Annotated in this window: 11 protein-coding genes; 9 read left to right on the plus strand and 2 right to left on the minus strand. The window is 64.9% G+C overall.

Translation table 11 applies throughout. The features are described 5' to 3' along the window. Positions 1 to 367: 367 nt before the first annotated feature. Positions 368 to 571, minus strand: coding sequence for a TOBE domain-containing protein (locus BUS42_RS21030; RefSeq protein WP_074309429.1), 204 nt, complete (start codon positions 569 to 571; stop codon positions 368 to 370). A 763-nt stretch (positions 572 to 1334) separates the two neighbouring features. Between BUS42_RS21030 and BUS42_RS21035 the strand changes: the two genes are divergently transcribed. The 7 genes from BUS42_RS21035 to BUS42_RS44140 all read left to right on the plus strand — a co-directional run bounded on the left by BUS42_RS21035 (position 1335) and on the right by BUS42_RS44140 (position 11522). Further along, positions 1335 to 2054: a sialidase family protein gene (locus BUS42_RS21035; RefSeq protein ID WP_216821055.1), complete on the plus strand. Its 720-nt coding sequence runs from the start codon at positions 1335 to 1337 to the stop codon at positions 2052 to 2054. Between the two features lie 176 nt (positions 2055 to 2230). Beyond that, positions 2231 to 5464: a carbamoyl-phosphate synthase large subunit gene (gene carB / locus BUS42_RS21040; RefSeq protein WP_074309431.1), complete on the plus strand. Its 3234-nt coding sequence runs from the start codon at positions 2231 to 2233 to the stop codon at positions 5462 to 5464. Positions 5465 to 6115: 651 nt separating this feature from the next. Further along, positions 6116 to 6898, plus strand: a complete 783-nt coding sequence (locus tag BUS42_RS21045; RefSeq protein WP_074309434.1) for a GNAT family N-acetyltransferase — start codon at positions 6116 to 6118, stop codon at positions 6896 to 6898. A 16-nt stretch (positions 6899 to 6914) separates the two neighbouring features. After that, positions 6915 to 7601, plus strand: a complete 687-nt coding sequence (locus BUS42_RS21050) for a precorrin-2 dehydrogenase/sirohydrochlorin ferrochelatase family protein (protein WP_074309436.1) — start codon at positions 6915 to 6917, stop codon at positions 7599 to 7601. A gap of 255 nt (positions 7602 to 7856) precedes the next feature. Continuing rightward, positions 7857 to 9218 carry a UDP-glucose dehydrogenase family protein gene (locus BUS42_RS21055; protein ID WP_074309438.1) on the plus strand — a complete coding sequence of 454 codons (1362 nt, stop codon included), beginning with the start codon at positions 7857 to 7859 and terminating at the stop codon, positions 9216 to 9218. Positions 9219 to 9558: 340 nt separating this feature from the next. Continuing rightward, positions 9559 to 10656 carry a sulfatase-like hydrolase/transferase gene (locus BUS42_RS21060; protein ID WP_074309439.1) on the plus strand — a complete coding sequence of 366 codons (1098 nt, stop codon included), beginning with the start codon at positions 9559 to 9561 and terminating at the stop codon, positions 10654 to 10656. Beyond that, on the plus strand, positions 10608 to 11522 hold the full coding sequence (locus BUS42_RS44140) for a sulfatase family protein (RefSeq protein WP_410001716.1): 915 nt from the start codon (positions 10608 to 10610) through the stop codon (positions 11520 to 11522). The genes BUS42_RS21060 and BUS42_RS44140 overlap by 49 nt, the downstream gene beginning before the upstream one ends. Here BUS42_RS44140 and BUS42_RS46595 read toward each other — a convergent pair. Further along, positions 11438 to 12097 carry a DUF1016 N-terminal domain-containing protein gene (locus tag BUS42_RS46595; protein ID WP_074309443.1) on the minus strand — a complete coding sequence of 220 codons (660 nt, stop codon included), beginning with the start codon at positions 12095 to 12097 and terminating at the stop codon, positions 11438 to 11440. The two genes, BUS42_RS44140 and BUS42_RS46595, sit on opposite strands and share 85 nt — an antisense overlap. A 148-nt stretch (positions 12098 to 12245) precedes the next feature. On the opposite strand from BUS42_RS46595, the gene BUS42_RS21075 reads away from it, so the two are divergent. Together BUS42_RS21075 and BUS42_RS21080 are read left to right on the plus strand one after the other, a co-directional pair. Beyond that, positions 12246 to 13778 (plus strand): sigma-70 family RNA polymerase sigma factor, encoded by a 1533-nt coding sequence (locus BUS42_RS21075; RefSeq protein WP_074309445.1) that lies wholly within the window; start codon positions 12246 to 12248, stop codon positions 13776 to 13778. Positions 13779 to 14720: 942 nt separating this feature from the next. Further along, positions 14721 to 18455 (plus strand): Ig-like domain-containing protein, encoded by a 3735-nt coding sequence (locus tag BUS42_RS21080; protein WP_074309447.1) that lies wholly within the window; start codon positions 14721 to 14723, stop codon positions 18453 to 18455. Positions 18456 to 18493: the final 38 nt, after the last annotated feature.

Below are 18493 nucleotides of genomic sequence, written 5' to 3' on the forward strand. Positions count from 1 at the left end.
TCGAACTATTTGGTCTGAATTCAGCCCCAACGGGGCGGCCCAAGAAAGCCCAGGTCAACGCTCTGGGGACTCGTTTACGAGGATGAGTAGTCCTGAAAGGGCGACCTAAAAGGTTATGCCGGAACGGCCTGCGTCGTAAGGCCGCCGCTCGGAATAGGCCGCACTTACATGGTTCTTAAGTCTGTTTCCCGGGGCGTTGCCCCGGGCTACCTTGGGCCGCCCCGTTGGGGCTAAAACCGGCGAAAGTGTGCGCCACTCGACGGTATATTGCTGTAGGTCTCGCCCTAGCCTACTTTGCGTGGGGTGAGACTCGGGAAGTGATTTGCGTTCCGTTCCTTAGCGAGTCAAAGCGAATTGCATTTATAAATTATGACTTATCGATCATCACCTCAGTGGATTTGATGATCGCCTTGACGGTATCGCCGGCCTTCAGGCCGAGCGATTCGGCCGAGCCTCGCGTGATTGCGGCGACGAGTTCGATGTCACCGACGGTCATGACCACCTCGGCCATGACGTTGCCGAGTTTGACCGACTTGACGGTTGCGGGAAGTTGGTTTCGAGCGCTGAGCATCGCGGAGTCCCCCTTGTTTGCGAGAGGTGATCGCGTTCCGATCGACCGGAACGGTCATGGTAACCGATCGACTTTCCTGGGGGGACCGTGTTAGTTAGTAAATTCTGAAACCGAGAGTCAAGTGAGCCGCTGGTCGCAGGGCACCCGCAGCGCAAGGAGCGATGGCGTGACCTCCGCAGGCGGATTGGCCGCTCCCTCCACGAGTCAAGATCCCCATGGTCCACAAATCGACCGCGCTGCTGCTCTGGGGCGTTCTGGCCTGGTTTTCCAACGCCGCCGCGATCGGTGACCCTGCGCTCGAACCGCCGGTCCTTAACACCATCCCGGGCCCCGAATACGCCGACAACACGCACATTTTTCGACACTGTCGCCACGTTATCGGGTCTTCTGCCCGGATCCATCAGCCCTGCGCCGTTGTCACAGTGTCAAAAGAACCAGCCCATGCGAAGGCCCAAAGACAGGGAGCTTACACTCCCCGCTCGCCTTTCAGAGGCGAGCGAAATCCCTGGAACCACGATCGGTGCCGCCCCTTGGTTGTTGGTCTTCGCTCGCCTGAAAGGCGAGTGGGGAGCGTAAGCTCCCTGTCTTCCGACGGACGAAGAGTCCCCGGGCACGTGGCGACAGTCTCCATTTTTCAGGGCATTCCCGGTGTCGAACGCGCGGCGAAGGCTTGGCCCCGGCAAGCATGTGCCGCCGCTACCGGCGGAGGAGAAGCCGTGGCACAAAGCCCTGTGCCATTTATGTAAGCAACCCTCGCAACGGCGTGCTCATCAGCAATGATGGCGGCAAGACCTGGAGCGAGCACGGCAACGTCCGGCTCACCACCGACGACCGCTATCATGGCTGGGCGGAGAACAGCATCGCCGAGCTGACGGATGGCCGGATCGTGATGATCCTCCGTGGCGACCGGTTGGGCGGGGTGCTCTACTCCGCGGAGTCGAAGGATGGCGGCAAGACCTGGCCCGAGTTCGCAACCAAGACGGCGATTCCGAATCCAGGGTCGAAGGCCACCCTCGACTCGCTCGGCGGCGACACCGTGGCGATGCTCCACAACCCGAACCCCAAGCATCGTAGTCCGCTGGCGCTCTGGGTCAGCTTCGATGGCCTGAAAACCTGGCCCTATCAGCGCGTGCTCGTGCCGGAGTCGTCGGATGGTCCCAAAGGCACTCTCAATTGCCCTGATGGGTTCGTGAGCCAGGATCAGCAGTGGCTGCACTTTGCGTTTGACGACAATCGTCATCGCGCTGTCCACTACAGTGCCAAGCTGTCGACGCTCGCACCGGCGCGATCGGCCAAGCCCGAAGCAGTGAAGGCCGTCATGCCGTCCGCGATTCTCTCCGACGATGAACGCAAGTCGTGGAATCGCGGCCTCATCCATGACCGAACAGAACGATCCGGCGTTCACTCTCGACGGCTTTCCGTTACTCCAAAACTTGCCCTTCCTCGCGAAGCGCGGGGCGCGCGCCCTTTTGCAACCCATTGAGTTGACCTCGATCCTTCGATCATGGGCTTGTTCGCTCGCTCGGTTTCTTGCTAAAATTGCTTGATTCTTTCCACGGGCCGCGCTCGCTCCATACTGCGGGGCGTGTGCGGCTCGAGCGCGCGCCGGCCCGTGAGCCATACCGCCGAACCGATTCGAACGAACCCGAGAACACTGTCGTGCCCAAGCGAACTGACCTCAAGACGATCCTGATCATCGGCGCCGGCCCTATCGTCATCGGCCAGGCTTGCGAGTTCGACTACTCCGGCACCCAGGCCTGCAAGGCGCTCCGCGAGGAAGGGTATCGCGTGGTCCTGGTCAACTCGAACCCGGCCACGATCATGACCGACCCTGACATGGCCGACCGCACCTATGTCGAGCCGATTACCCCCGAGTTCGTCGAACGGATCATCGCCGCCGAACGTCCCGACGCCGTGCTACCCACCCTCGGCGGCCAGACCGGCCTCAACGTCGCGCTGGCGCTTCACGACTCGGGCGTTCTGGAACGCTACAACTGCAAGCTCATCGGCGCCACCGCCGAGGCGATTCGCAAGGCCGAGGACCGCCAACTCTTCAAGGTCTGCATGGAGCAGATCGGCCTGCAGAGTGCCCGGAGCGGCCTGGCCCATAACCTCGACGAGGCCCGCGGCTTCCGCGACGAGCTCGGCTTGCCTTGCGTCTTGCGGCCCAGCTTCACCATGGGCGGATCCGGCGGCGGCGTTGCCTACAACCGCGACGAATTCGACCGGATGGTCGCCTATGCCCTCGAGCTCAGCCCGGTCCACTCGGTCCTGATCGAGGAGAGCCTGGTCGGTTGGAAAGAGTACGAGATGGAGGTGATGCGCGACGAGGCCGACAACGCCGTCATCATCTGCTCGATCGAGAACCTCGACCCGCTGGGAGTCCACACCGGCGACAGCGTCACCGTGGCCCCGGCGCAGACGCTCACGGACAAAGAATACCAGCGGATGCGGGACGCCTCGCTGGCGATCCTCCGCGAGATCGGGGTCGAAACCGGCGGCTCGAACGTGCAGTTCGCCATTGACCCCGCCACCGGGCGGATGGTGGTCATCGAGATGAACCCGCGGGTCAGCCGCTCGAGCGCCCTGGCGAGCAAGGCGACCGGGTTCCCGATCGCCAAGATCGCCGCCAAGCTCGCCGTCGGCTATCGGCTCGACGAGCTCCGCAACGACATCACGGGGCAGACCTGCGCCTGCTTCGAGCCGTCGATCGACTATGTCGTGACCAAGGTGCCGCGGTGGGCGTTCGAGAAGTTCCCCGAGGCGAGCACCGAGCTGACCACCCAGATGAAGTCGGTCGGCGAGGTGATGGCGATCGGCCGGACCTTCCGCGAGTCGCTGCAAAAAGCGCTCCGAGGGCTGGAGGTGGGCCGGTTCGGACTCGGGGCCGACCCCAAGGACCGGTGGGGGACCGAGGACCAGCCGAGCGAGGAAGAGATCCAGGGGAAGCTGGCCACGCCCAACCCCGAGCGGTTGTGGTTCCTCCGCTACGCGTTGCTCGCCGGGATGAGCATCGACCGGATCCACGAGCTGACGGCGATCGACCGCTGGTTCCTGGTCAACATCGCCGAGCTGGTCGAGACCGAGGCGACGCTGAGACAGGCCGGCTCCCTGGAGCGGGCCGGCGAGCCGTTGCTCCGCCTGGCCAAGCGCGACGGGTTCAGCGACCGGCAACTGGCGCACCTATGGGGATCGTCGGAGGCGGAGGTCCGCCGCGAGCGGAAGCGGCTCGGGGTCGAGGCGGTGTACAAGCTGGTCGACACCTGCGCGGCGGAGTTCGAGGCGTCGACGCCGTATTACTACTCGACCTACGAGTCGACCGACGAAGCGCGGGTGAGCGACAAGCCGCGGGTCGTCGTGCTCGGGGGCGGTCCGAACCGGATCGGCCAGGGGATCGAGTTCGACTACTGCTGTTGCCAGGCGGCGTTTGCGCTCAGCCGCGACGGCTACGAAGTGGTCATGGTCAACAGCAACCCCGAGACGGTGAGCACCGACTACGACACGTCGGACAGCCTCTTCTTCGAGCCCTTGACGGCTGAAGACGTCTTGAATGTTTGCGAGCGGGTCAATCCGCTGGGGGTGATCGTCCAGTTCGGTGGCCAGACGCCGTTGAACCTGGCCCGGGCGTTGGAGGCGGCGGGGGTGCCGATCCTGGGGACGACTCCGGAGAGCATCGAGCTGGCCGAGGACCGGGAGCGGTTCCACGCCGTGATCGAGCGGCTCGGCCTGCGTCAGCCCCCCAGCGCCACGGCACTCCGGTACGAGGAGGCGCGGCGGATCGCCGAGCGGATCGGCTACCCGGTGGTGGTCCGCCCGAGCTTCGTGCTCGGCGGCCGTGGGATGGAGATCGTTTACGACGAGTCCGCGCTGGCGCGGTACATGGCCGAGGCGGTGGAGGCGAGCGCGGGGCACCCGATCCTGATCGACAAGTTCCTCGAAGACGCCCAGGAAGTCGACGTGGACGCGGTCTCCGACGGCGAGCGGACGATCGTGGCCGGGGTGATGGAACATATCGAGGAGGCCGGGATCCACTCGGGCGACTCGGCCTGCGCGATCCCGCCGTTCAGCCTGTCGGCGGAGGTCGTGATCGAGCTGAAGCGGCAGACGCGGTTGCTCGCCGACGCGATTCGGGTGCGCGGCCTGATGAACATCCAGTTCGCGGTCAAGGATGGAGAGGTGTATGTCCTTGAGGTGAACCCGCGGGCCTCGCGGACGGTGCCGTTCGTGTCGAAGGCGACAGGCCTGGAACTGGCGCGGGCGGCGGCGCGCGTGATGGTCGGTCAGACCTTGGCGGCGCAAGGGATCGAGTCGGATCCCGAGCCCGGTTACGTGTCGGTGAAGGAGGCCGTCTTCCCGTTCGCGAAGTTCGCGGGGGTGGACATCGTGCTCGGCCCGGAGATGCGGTCGACGGGCGAGGTGATGGGGATCGCCCTCGACTTCGCCGGCGCGTTCGCCAAGGCGCAGTTGGCGGCCTCGATCCGGCTGCCGGAGAGCGGGACCGTGTTCGTGAGCGTGGCGGCTCGGGACCGGCAGGCGATTTTGCCGGTGGCGGCTCGGTTGTCGGAACTGGGCTATGACCTGATGAGCACGGCGGGGACGGCCGCCGCGCTGGCGGAGGCCGGGATCGCGGTGAGCGTGGTCCGGAAGATCCGCGAAGGGCGCCCGAACTTGCTGGACCACCTGGCCAACGGTTCGATCGCCCTGATCGTGAACACGCCGAGCGGCAAAGGCGCGCGGACGGACGAAGGGCGGATCCGGGCGTCGGCCGTGAGCCACGGAGTCCCCTGCATCACGACGATCGCCGGTGGCAAAGCCGCCGTCGCCGCCCTGGAGCGAATGCGCCAAGGGCCGCTCGAGGTCTACGCGCTTCAAGACCTGCTCAAGCGGTCCTAAGCCGTTGGTCCTGGTTTTCTTTGATTTTCTGATGGGCGACCGCGGTGATTACGCATGATTCAATGCAACGAAAGACCAGGTCTACGTGCCTACAGCGGTCTTCCATCGGATGGCGCACGCTCTTTCCGGTTTCAGCCCCAACGGGGCGGTCCAAGGAAGCCCGGGGCAACGCCCCGGGAAATCGATATGTTTGCATTCAAGAGCCCTGTAAGGGCGGCCTAGTCCAAGTGGCGGTTTTGCGGCGTAGGTCATTCTGGTGTAACCCTTTAGGTCGCCCTTTCAGGGCTGCTGCTCCTGGTGGCCGAGTCCCCGGGGCGTTGCCCCGGGCTTCCTTGGACCGCCCCGTTGGGGCTGAATTTGAACAAACAAATCGCAACCGTGTTCACGACACATGTGCAGTAAGCTGTGATTCGTGCGCCATCCGACGTTAAACCGCTGTGGGAGCCAGTCCAGCCCCCTCTCTTCTCCCCTTCCCAAGGCGAGCGATAAAAGAGGGAGTTGGTGCTCCCGTCGGGTGAGAATGGCCCAGGGTTCTCGATTTCGAAAATATGGGTGACAGGAGAAGTAGGCAAAGCGGCCTGGGCCGGAGAAGATAAGGATGACGAGGCGCACACTTTCGATCGATTTTGGGCCATACTTGGTTGACTGAACATGGTTCCACTTGACGCGGTTGCCGCCGAGCATGTGCGATCCTGGCTGGGAGAGCCTACCGGCCCTGGCCTGCTTGACCTCTATCAGGCCTTGGCGGAACATCGCCAAGGGCTCTGGGGGGACCATCCGAGGGTCCCACGGAGCGTGCTGCTGCTTCGCGAGGGGGGCCGGCAGCTTGAAGCGTTTGGCGCGGGGGATCCGGAGCCGGCCGTGGACTGGCTTTGCCGGCGCGGTGAGAAAAGCGTCGCTTTGCTGGCGCCGAAGGATTGGTGGGACGCGGTTGGGCGCCGGATCGAGGGGGTCGAGCAGGCCGAGGTGCTGACACTCTCAGCCGCCGCGTCACAACGGCCGACGAAGCCGGCCGTTGTGACGCGTCGGCTGACGGTCGATGACTCCGCGGCCTTCCTCGCGCCGGAGATCGCTCTCGAGTGGGCCCTGTGGGGCTGGGGAACGTTTCGTGCCCTGGTTGAGCGTGGGGCCGGTTACGTGGTCCCGTTCGGCTCCGGATTTGCGGCCATGGCCTGGGTCTACAGCCAGGCCGGGGATTACGAGGCCATTGGGGTTTCGACCGTCCTCCGGTTCCGGAGGCTGGGCCTGGGGAAGGCGGCCGCCTCGGCGCTCGTCTCCGAGATCATCGAGACGCGGGAGAAGGTTCCACTCTGGTCGACCGCGCCCGAGAATGAGGCCTCGGTCGCCATGGCCCAATCGCTCGGCTTTTCGATCGCGACGCTCGAGACGTTCCTGCGCTGGAGTCGGCCCCAGGGATTTATTCGAACTCGCTGATTCGAGCATCCGAACCATGGCCGGCTATCCGATTGAGCTTGAATTGCGGGGCAAGAGAGTGCTGGTGGTGGGCCTGGGCCCGGTCGGTCGGCGGAAGGTGGCCGGTCTGATCGCGACCGGGGCCCGCGTGCTGGTCGTCGATCCGGCCGCGGGCGAGGCGGATCGACAAGCCGGGGTCGAGATCCGACCCGAATGCTATCGAGCGGACCACCTTCAAGGCATGGTCTTGGTCTTTGCGGCGGCCCCGGCCGCGGTCAACCGGGCGGTGGTGGCCGATGCGCAACGGGCGGGCGTCTGGGTGGGGTCGGCGAGCGATCCGCGCGAAGGGGACTTCACGGTTCCGGCGGTCTGGCGTGAGGGACCGCTTACGTTGACGGTCTCGACGTCGGGTGCCAGCCCCGCGTTGGCGGCCGCGTTGCGCGATCGCGCGGCGGAGGCGCTGGGGCCGGCCGCGGCGGGCCTGGTCGCCCTCCTGGCCGAGCTTCGGCCCGAGGTCCTCGCCCGCCTGGGCGATCAGGCCGAAGGACGCCGCCGGGTTCTGGCCGACTGGGCCGATCCCCGCTGGATCGAGCTCTGGCGGGCCGAAGGCCCCGAGGCGGTCCGCCGTGCGCTCGGCGAACGCCTCGAACGTGAAGCGAGCGGTTCCGCTTCCGTCCTCGGCGACACTCAGGGGCGGGCCGGCGATGGACCGGACACTCGATAAATTCCCCCAATAAGTTCCAGTTCCGGGCGATGATGTCTCCCAGGGACTGCGCCCGATCTCCAGTCCCCATCTCGACTTGTTAGTCGGTCGGATATTTCCGATAATTCCGACTTGGTTTGGTTGGGCGGTGAGTTTTTCTCCATCCTCTGTCGTGAATTCGTCCCGGATTTTCGACTCGTCCCGGCCAGTTCCAAGAAATCGGAAGTCGTGGGCGGCGCTCGGACGCTCGACCCTTTCTCGTGAAGGAATGCAACCGTGAAAATCGCCGTCATCGGAACGGGTTATGTGGGGTTGGTGACCGGCACTTGCTTTGCCGAAAGCGGTAACGACGTCGTTTGCGTCGACAAGCTAGCCGAGAAGATCGCCAATCTCGAGCAAGGAATTATCCCGATCTACGAGCCGGGCCTGGCCGAGTTGGTGCATCGCAACCATCGCGACGGCCGACTCCGGTTCACCACGAGCCTGCCCGAGGCGATTGCCGACGCGGAGCTGATCTTCATCGCCGTGGGAACCCCCCAGGGTGAGCACGGCGGCGCGGACTTGCGGGGGATCTGGGCGGTCGGTGAGGAGATTGCGAAGGTCCTCGACGAACCCAAGACGATCGTGATCAAGAGCACCGTCCCGGTCGGCACCAATGCCGAGCTCGCCCGGCGGATGGCCCTGACGACCGACGTTCCGTTCGACGTCGCCAGCAACCCCGAGTTCCTCAAGGAAGGGGCAGCGATCGACGACTTCAACAAGCCCGACCGCGTGGTCGTCGGTGTCCGCCGGGAAGAAGTCGGCGAGCAGCTTCACGCGCTCTACGAACCGTTCCTCCGCACCGACCGGCCGTTCCTGATCATGACGCCCGAAAGCGCGGAGATGACCAAGTATGTGGCCAACTGCCTTCTGGCCACCAAGATCAGCTTCATCAACGAGATGGCCAACCTCTGTGAATCGTACAACGCCGATATCAACGAGGTGCGCCGGGGGATCGGGCACGACCAGCGGATCGGCTTCAGCTTCCTCTTCCCTGGCGTCGGCTACGGCGGCTCGTGCTTCCCGAAGGACATCCGCGCGGTGATCCACATGGCCCAGTCGCGCGGTCTGCCCGCGCGGATGATGGAGGCTGTCGACCAGGTGAACGAGGCGCAGAAGGACGTCTTGGTTCACAAGGTCATGGAGCACTTCGGTGACGACGTCCGCGGCAAGACCGTGGCGATCTGGGGCCTGGCGTTCAAACCCCGGACCGACGATATCCGCGAAGCCCCTGCCCTGGTCCTGATCGACGCGCTGCTCGCCGCCGGCGCCTCGCTCCGGATCCACGATCCCGAGGCCTTGGCTAACGTCAAGGCGATCTATGGCGATAAGCTTACGTATTGTGACCGCCCCTACGGTGCCCTGGAGCAGGCCGACGCCCTGGCGATCGCAACCGAGTGGAACGAGTTCCGCAATCCCGACTTCGAGGTGATGGCCCGCCTGCTCCGTCACCCGGTCATCTTCGACGGCCGCAACCTCTACGACCCAGCACGGATGGCCGCCCTCGGCTTCACCTACCACGGCATCGGCCGTGCCAAGGTCACACCCGAAGAATGCGCGACCACCACCACTGACGGCCCTGCCGAGACCACTCGCTAAGATTCGACCGCGGAAAGGTACACGAAATCACACGTGTGCGGTTCTTGGCCTCGAAGGGGCGGCCATCAGAGTCAAGGTTTGACTCTTGACGGTCATCCCTTCGGGCCATCTGCAACGAACGCGGTCGAGCCGTTGGTCGGGGGACGACGCGGAGGGCCTGGTGCAACCCGATGGTAAACCGCGCCTGGGATTCTCGGTTCGGGGAGCCGGCGGCGTTTGATTTCGCCATTGACGCCGTTTGGCATCGCACTATCATCGCCCCGGCTTGGCGTCTTGGTTCGGGTTCGCACCAAGGGACGCCGGCTCGATCGCGATGAACCGAGCACATGGAGGTGCACCCGTGAACCAGCCCCGCCTGGATTTTGCCGATCGGAAGTCGGACGGCGCTTTCTCGGTTCTCGCCTGGACGGTCTGGCTGGGCCTGGTCGCCGGCACGCTCGAGTTGGTGGCGCTGGTCCTGAAGTGCAACTACCTCGACCCGCGGAACTATAACGTCAGCCGGCATTTCCCTTGGATGTATCCCGTCTCGGGGGTCCTGGTGCTCGTTGGCCCCGGCCTGGTGCTGACCTTGGTAGTCTGGGCGCTCCCACGCTGGTTTTCGAAGGCGGCGGCGGTGGGAGCCTTGGTGTTCTTCGCCGCGTTGAGCGTCCTGTTCCGCGCTCCGATTTACACGGTGGCCTGCCTCGTGCTGGCCGCCGGGGGGGCGCTCCAGGCCGCCCGGCTGATCCGGGCGCGGCCCGGGTTGGATCGCCTGGTCGGTTGGACGCTCGGTCCGTTGGTCGGGCTTCTGGTTGCGACGATCGCCGGTTCGTACGGTCGGTCCACCTGGCTGGAGCGTCAGGCCTTGGCGGCTCGGCCGGCCGCGCCGCTGCGGGCGCGAGGGGCGAAGAATGTGGTCTTGATCGTGCTCGACACGGTCCGGGCCCAGAGCCTCAGCCTGTACGGGTACGGCCGGAAGACGTCGCCGAACCTCGAACGGATCGCCGCGGAAGGGGTCCGGTTCGATCAGGCGCTGGCCACCGCTCCCTGGACGGCTCCATCGCATGCCGGCATGTTCACGGGGCAATTGCCCGGTCAGCTCTCGATCGGCTGGACTCGGCCGCTCGACGGGACGTACCCCACGTTGGCCGAGTTCCTCGGAACGCGTGGCTATCGCACGGCCGGGTTCGTCGCCAACACCACCTATTGCAGCTATGAGACCGGTCTCGACCGTGGATTTCGTCACTACGAAGACTACGACGTCTCGCTGACCAACATCCTTCTCTGCTCCGGTCTGATGCAGCGGACCTTGAACTTTGTCCGCAATTCCACCGGCCTCGGCCTGGGCGACCTCAAGGTGGGGGGAGCGCATCGCAAGGATGCGGCGCGGATCAACCGCGACTTCCTCGGCTGGCTCGCCTCGCGGTCGCCTCAAGCCCCCCCTACTTCGCCTTCCTGAACTACTACGACGCCCACCACCCTTACCTGACGCCGGAGCCTCATCAGGAAGAGGAGCTGCGTGGCCGGCAGCCCAAGTCCCCAGCCGACTACAAGCTGCTGAGGAAGTGGTGGGACCTCGACAAGAAAGGTCTCACGCCAACCGACCTGGAACTGGTGCGTGACTCCTATGATCGTTGCCTGACCTACCTCGACGACCAGATCGGCCGCCTCTTCAAGGAGTTGACCAGGCGAGGCGAGCTCGACGACACGATCGTGATCGTCACGGCCGACCACGGTGAGCACCTCGGCGAGCAACGGCTCTACGGGCACGGTTGCAGCCTCTACCGCCCCGAGTTGCATGTCCCCTTGCTCGTCTTTGCGCCGGGGGCCGTTCCCACGGGGCAAGTGGTGAAGGCGCCGGTCAGCTTGCGTGACCTCCCGGCCACGGTCGTCGACCTGCTTGGCCTGGCGGCGGACTCTCCCTTCCCCGGCCGTTCGCTGGCCGCCGCCTGGTCGGGCGCGCCGGCGCCCTTTCCCGTCGATTCGCTCCTTTCCGAGGTCGAGCTTCCTCCAGAAGCCGACCCCAATGGCGGCCGATCCCCGGTCTGCCGCGGGCCGATGCTCTCGCTGGTGGCCGACGGCTGGCACTACATCCGCAACGGCGACGGCCGGGAAGAGCTCTACGACTTCGAGCACGACACGGACGAGACCCATGACCTCGCGGGTTCGGCCGACAAGGCCGAGGTCATGCGAACACTCCGCGCCCGTATCACCGAGGGATCGGAACCAGGCCGCCCCTTTCACAAAGGCGCTGCCCCGAAAGCGTTCGACTCCCCTGCCCGTCTCGCGACTCGACGCTCGTCGACCGCGGCGAAACGGCTCTGAACGGGAATCCGAATTCCGAACGCGGCCACCTGATTCGAGTGGGATCGGCGCGGGCCGCCATGGAATTGGCTTTGGAGACCGGGCCGGAGCGTGTGAGCTGCTTGTCCCTTTGGGTATTCCCTGGGACCGCGGGCGTCCCGCCCGCTCTTGAATTGAGATAATTTCATAACTTTGCGTTGCGATGGCTGAACGAGCGGCATCAGCTCGACGAAATGGCTCCAACTCAATTGTCGCGACAGTGTCGCGACAATTGGTTCCTCGGGGAAGACCTCAGCGAACTGGACCATCCGCGCGAGGCTCTTGGCGCTGAAACCGCGACCAAAACGAGGTGCCAATTCTGCCGACAGTGTCGGCAGAATTTCCAGGCCATACTCCGCACGTGCTTCTTTCAGCACTTCCCGGCGAATTCGCGTTCCCACGTGCCAGTGCAACATGGTCAGTACGCTGTTGGCGGTTTCCGCAATCCGAGCTCGCGCAGCTTCGATCATCTGGCGGAGCTCGTCCAGGAGCTGGTCCGGCTGGGTCGCCGAGGCGGAGGATGTCGAAGAAGTCGAGCTGGATTTGCGCTTTGCCATGCCTACAAACTCCTCCTATTCGCCAACCCGTGCTGCTGGAGGATCGCTGTCAGGTTTGACTTGGTCGCATGATTTGGAATTTCCGAATAAACCGGCGGTCCCGTTACACTACTCTCTGGAACGTTAAGATCCAGCGGAGTTTCAGACTGTGGCGGACCCTCGACGCACTGAAGTTCACCGGTATCTCCGCGGCCTGTTCAACGTTGGGACGGTCGCGGGGCTGTCGGACGGCGAGCTCTTGGATCGATTTGCCGCCCGGCGCGGTGAGTCGGCGGAGTTGGCGTTCGCGGCCTTGGTCGAGCGGCACGGCCCGATGGTGCTGCGGGTCTGTCGCAAGGTCTTGCACGACTCGGATGACGCTGCCGACGCGTTTCAGGCCACGTTCCTGGTCCTGGCCCGGAAGGCCGGGTCGATCCGCCGCCGGGACTCGTTAGGGGCGTACCTTCATGGTGTGGCCCTGCGGGTTGCGAGCTGCGCCTGCTCGGCCGTGGCACGGCGTCGGAAGCATGAGCGAATGTACGCCGAACGGGTGGCGGTTTCCTATCTTGAAAAGGCGCCGGACGACCTCGGCCGGGTCATTCACGAGGAGCTGGGCCGGCTGCCGGAGCGATTCCGGGGGGTGGCCGTGCTCTGCGACCTGGAAGGCAAGACCTATGTCGAGGCGGCCGGGCTGCTCGGCTGTCCGCCCGGCACGGTGATGAGCCGGCTCGCCGAAGCCCGGCGACGGCTCCGGGGGCGGCTCGCCCGGCGCGGCCTGGCCCCGTCGGCCGGAGCGATCGGCGTGATGCTTGCGGCCGAGACCCGGGCGACGGCCAAGGGGCTGCCCGTGGCCCTGGCCGAAGCCACCATTCAGGCCGCCGCCCGGTTCGCGGCGGGTCCGGCAACACCCGGGGCGGTGGTTTCCGCCTCGGTCATGACTCTTACCGAAGGAGTGCTCAAAACCATGTTCCTCACGCAACTGAAATCGCTCGCGCTGTTGGGTCTGGTCGGGGGAGCGGTCGCGACCGGGGCGGGAGTGCTCGCCCAGACGCCCGCAACGCCCGCCCAGGCGCTTCCACTCCCTGCCTCGGCGTCTCCCGCCGCCGACCCGCGGGATGATCCGGATTCGGCCGCACAACCCACAGCCGCCCCGGAGGATCCTGCGGTTTCGGTCGCTCCGGCCGATAAGCGTTTGCATTCGTTGGAGAAAAAGCTCGACCGGCTCTTGAATGTGTTGGAATCGAACGCTGCGAAGCCGTCGCCTGCCACGACGCAGAGGGCGCAAGCCAGTGGTTCGACTCCTGCCCGCAAGCCCTCGGCGGTGACCGGGGTGATGCCTGGGATGCCGAACGATATGGTTGGAATGATGGGCGCAGCGGCCATGGAGCCTGGAATGCCCAATAGAAGAATGGGCATGAACAATGTTGAAGAGCGACTTCGGCGGGCAGAGCAGCAGTTGAAAGAGGTTGCCGACCGTCTGAATCGCTTGGAGCAGGCTGTCTTTGAGAACCGTTATGGAGATCGAGGTCCACGGGGGAGCGATGTACGCACCACCGATGGGAACGAGGCTCGTGCAAGAGCGACGCCCCCAGCCGATTCCCTGGCAGCTCCGCGGGCCCTACCGGTCGAACCCCGCCCGGAGTCGCCCACTGAGCCGACCAGCCCCCTGCCGCTTGGGCCTGGGAGATCTCGAGTGAATTGACCTTAAATGTCGAGGGCCTTCCTCGCCCCACTCGCTTGAATCCGTCACGAGGGGCCCGACCAGGCCCCTGCTTTTGTCCGCATATGCCCATGAGCCTGGCCGGCCGAGCGATCACCTGCGATCGTGCGGCCGGCCGTTTTTGTTTCGTATGATATTCAGAGAGTTGAACGATCGCCAAAATGTTCCGGTTTGATTTTGATTTGACGCTTGAGAAAACATGAGCTAAAGAGTTGTTGTAGAGCGGATACTCTGTCTGACATGAGGCATTTGTCGTCGAGATGCTTTCGGGCGATCGCTGTTCGGCTTGAAGGGAGCGCGGCGCAAAGAGTGGGCTTCTCGTGCGAAGGAGCTTGGATCTCAGCGGCGCTTGTCGCGGCTCGTTGGGACGCAACGCTCCTGGCTTGCTGGTCGGACGCAGTCTTGAACGGAACAGCCACCGTTTTTCCGTGGTGAATTTCAGCTCGGTGACGAGAGGGCCGCTTGCGCGGCTCGGTTTGGTTTCGGGCGAGGGCCTCGGGGGTGAGGCACCTGCAGTTCTGGACCTTGAGGGTCGTCGGCGATTGAGTGGGCAAGCCTGCCCGGGCGAGTGAAATCGACGTCCAATCGGAATCCGCCTGAGGGCGGCACTCCGCTTGGGGCGGCGAGTTCTCTTGCGCGCTGGGATCATTACAGAAAAGGAGGCTCTCGCTCCAGTGACGCGAATCCGCATGCCTCTTGCCCGGGTCGTGCGAGTCGGGCGGAGAAATGCGTTCGGAGCGATTGAGGCTGGGGTCGAATCGCCCTCGAGTTTCGCTTCCGACCTCCGTGCACATTTTTTTGCAACGGGGTCGTGAGTGGGGCAGATGGTGAGTAGACGCTTTCGATTAAGTTCATGGATGAGAGTCTTAATCAGAGTATTAAGACGGATTAATAAACGAAACCAGAAAAACGAGGATCACGCAGATGACGTGGAATCCACTCGGCACGCAACGAGATCGAAGTGCCCAGTCGCGGTACGGGACCCTGGGGCGACTCGTCCCGCGTGATTGGGCGAGTCTCGAGCGCTTGGAAGATCGGACGCTGCTCGCCGTCAGCGCGGTTCCCGACGCCTACGGGTTGATCGAGAACTCGCCGCTCAGCGTTGGCACGCCGGGCCTTCTGGCCAACGATAGCACCACGTCGGCCAACCCGTTGACCGTCAGCGGGTTCACGCAGCCGGCCCACGGCACTCTGGTGGTGAACCCCAACGGCTCGTTCCAGTTCTTTCCGGCCGCGAACTTCATCGGGGCCGACAGCTTCACCTACACGCTCAGCGACGGCATCGACACGGCCACGACCACGGCCAGCCTGAACGTCGCCGCCTCGACTCCCCTCGCCACCGTCTTTGCGGGGCCGCGGCTCGCTTCTGTCGACTCGTCGCAAGGGCCGCTTCTGAATGCCCTGACGAGCTCACTGCTCGGGAGCAGCCTCAACCTCAACGTGCTCGACTGGAATGGCCTGTCGGGCGGAGACATCAACCTCGCCAGCCTGCTCGGCGTCCTCCAGACCGATCTCGGCGCCTCGAGCCCGAGCGCGGTGCTGACCACCGACACCACGGTCCTCCAGGTCTTGAACGCGGCGGCGACCGTCGCGCAGGCCGATGGGAACACCGCGTTGGTCAACGCCTTGAACGCTCAGGCCCTCCAGCTCAACGGGCTCGCGGGCACGATCCGGCTGGGCGACTTGCTCCAGATCGACCCGAACGCCGGCAGCCTCGCCGACGTGAATCTGAATGCGCTCGACCTGTTCACCGGCGTTGTCCAGCTCTACAACTTCGACAACGTCGCGACGACCCCGACGCCGGTCACGATTTCAGGGGCGACGCTCGCCGGGCTCGGCCTGCCGGCGACGGTGGGGAGTCTGGAACTCTCCGCCCAGGTCGTCGAGCCGCCGATCTTCGTGCGGGGCCCGCAAGGAACCCAGTTCCACACCGCGGCCATCCGGCTCAAGCTTGACCTGAATAATCTCGTCGGCCTGAACCTGGACACCACCGCGCTGTTGGCGTCGCTCCAGGGCCTACTGGGGATTACTCCGATCACGGTAACCGCCAACGTTGCCGACCTCCAGGTGTATGCCGAGATCGCGAGCACCAGCGGAACCATCCAGACGATCAACGCGATCACGGCCGCGGTGGGCGTCCAGGCCACGCCCGGCGTCACCAACCTTTATATCGGTTCGATCGCCGACAGCGTCTTCTTCGACCGCACCCACACGATTGTGCCGGCGACCGACCTGACGTTCGGGAGTGTCGGAACCCTGACGATTTCGGCGCCGTTGTTGGCCCTGAACGTCTCGGCCGCGATCCAACTTCGCGACTTCGCGCTCGGGCAGGCTCCGGGGTCGTCGACGTTGCTCAACTTCGTCCCGCCCTATCCGTCGCCGACCCAGACGGTGGGCTCGAGCGCGGCGGTCATCACGACCCTGGCGCAGGATCTGGTCAATAACCTGCAAGTCCAGATTGGCGGCACACTGGGCCCGTTGCTCGGCCCGATCGTCAGCACGCTCACGAGTGACCTCGTCCAGCCGCTGGTCAACGGCGTGTTGGCGCCGATCGTCACGCCGCTGCTCACCGGGGTTGTCGATCCCTTGTTGGGTCTGCTCGGCGTGGGGATTGGCCAGGCGATCGTGGCCGTGCAAGCGGTCGGCATCGCCGCCGCGCCGATTGCCAATCCGGACTTTGCGAACACCGCCGTGAACACGCCGGTCGCCGTCCCCATCCTCAACAACGACGCGTTTGCGCCGGGGGACACGCTCACGGTCAGCTCGGTGACCCAGGGCGCAAACGGTACGGTCGTCATCAACCCGAACGGCACGGTGACGTATACCCCGAATGCCGGCTTCGTCGGCACGGATTCGTTTACCTACAGGGCCACCAACGGCACCTTGCTCAGCAACGTGACGACCGTCTCCATCAACATCGTGGCGCCCGGCCAGCAGGTCCCGACCGCCGTCAATGACACCTATTCGACCCCCGCGGGAGGCACGCTCAGCATCGCGCTCCCCGGCGTTCTTGGCAACGACCTGAGCCCGTCGGGCAAGCCGTTGACGGCGGCGGTCGTCGGTCAGCCGGCAAACGGCACGCTGACTTTGAATAGTAACGGCTCGTTCACGTACGTGCCCAACCCGGGATTCGTAGGCGCTGACACGTTTACATATCAGGCGTCTGACGGGACGTTCGTGAGTGACTTTGCCACCGTCACCGTGAACGTCCTTCCCGCCGTGCAGGTCCCGACCGCCGTCAATGACACCTATTCGACCCCCGCGGGAGGCACGCTCAGCATCGCGCTCCCCGGCGTTCTTGGCAACGACCTGAGCCCGTCGGGCAAGCCGTTGACGGCGGCGGTCGTCGGTCAGCCGGCGAACGGCACGCTGACTTTGAACAGTAACGGCTCGTTCACGTACGTGCCCAACGTGGGGTTTGTGGGTACCGACACGTTTACGTACCAGGCCTCCGACGGGACGTCGGTGAGCAGCGTGGCCACCGTTACCGTGAACGTCCTTCCCGCCGTGCAGGTCCCAACCGCCGTTAATGACCTCTATGAAACGAATGCGGGGGGCACGCTCAATCTGGTGGCCCCTGGCGTTCTGATCAACGATCTTAGCCCATCGGGCAAGCCGTTGACGGCGGTGGTTGTCGGTCCGCCCGCGCACGGCACGCTGACTTTCAACAGCAACGGCTCGTACACGTACGTGCCCAACGTGGGGTTTGTGGGTACCGACACGTTTACGTATCGGGCCTCCGATGGGACGTCGGTGAGCAACGTGGCCACCGTCGTCATAAGCGTCCTGGCCGCGCCTGCGCAGGTTCCGACCGCCGTCCCCGACCAGTACGTCACGCCGGAAGGGACGCCGCTCGTGATTACTGTGCCGGGCGTGCTGATCAACGACATCAGCCCCAACGGCACGCCGTTGACCGCGGTGGTCGTTAACGGGCCGGCCCACGGCACCCTCACGCTCAATCCCGATGGTTCGTTCACCTATGTCCCCAACGCCGGATACATCGGGGACGACTCGTTTTCGTACCGCAGCACCGATGGCGTGAATTTCAGCAGCCCGGCCACCGTGGCCATCGCGGTCAATCAGGTCGCGCCTGTGTTCGTCGGGCCGCCCACGGTGATTGGCTTGCAGCGTTTCGGCTTTCACGAGCAAACGACGCAGATCGTACTGACGTTCAGCGAGGACTTGGACCCCGCGCGGGCCCAGGACCCCGCCAATTACGTGCTCCAGAGCCGGGGCCGCGACGGTCGGCTGGGGACGCGTGATGACGTCTTTATTGCAATCGAGTCGGCCACCTATGACCCGGCCACCCGAACCGTGACCCTGGTCACGTTCCAACGTCTGCTCAAGCTGCGGGAGCACTATCGGCTCACCGTCGTCGGGACCGGTTCGACCGGGTTGACCGGCGTGACCGGCATCCCTCTGAACGGTCCGCCGGGGACCGATTTTGTGGGCAACTTCAACAGTCATGCTCTGGCGGGTCCCTCCACCGTAGCCGGTCCGTTCCAGGCGGCGGGGCACCGAGCGGGCGGGGCGCGACAGGCGGCTCTCGCTCGGCAGGCCGCCAACCGACTGCTCCGCCAGGCCGGTGGCGCGCATCTCGGTGCGAAGGCCCTGGGCCGGCTCGCGGCCCACCCGCACGGGCGGCGGCCGCACGCTTGATTCGCGCGTGCCAACGGGCCTGACTGAGCTCGTTGGCA

The sequence above is a fragment of the Singulisphaera sp. GP187 genome, from assembly GCF_900129635.1.
In the GTDB taxonomy this organism is placed as follows: Bacteria; Planctomycetota; Planctomycetia; order Isosphaerales; family Isosphaeraceae; genus Singulisphaera.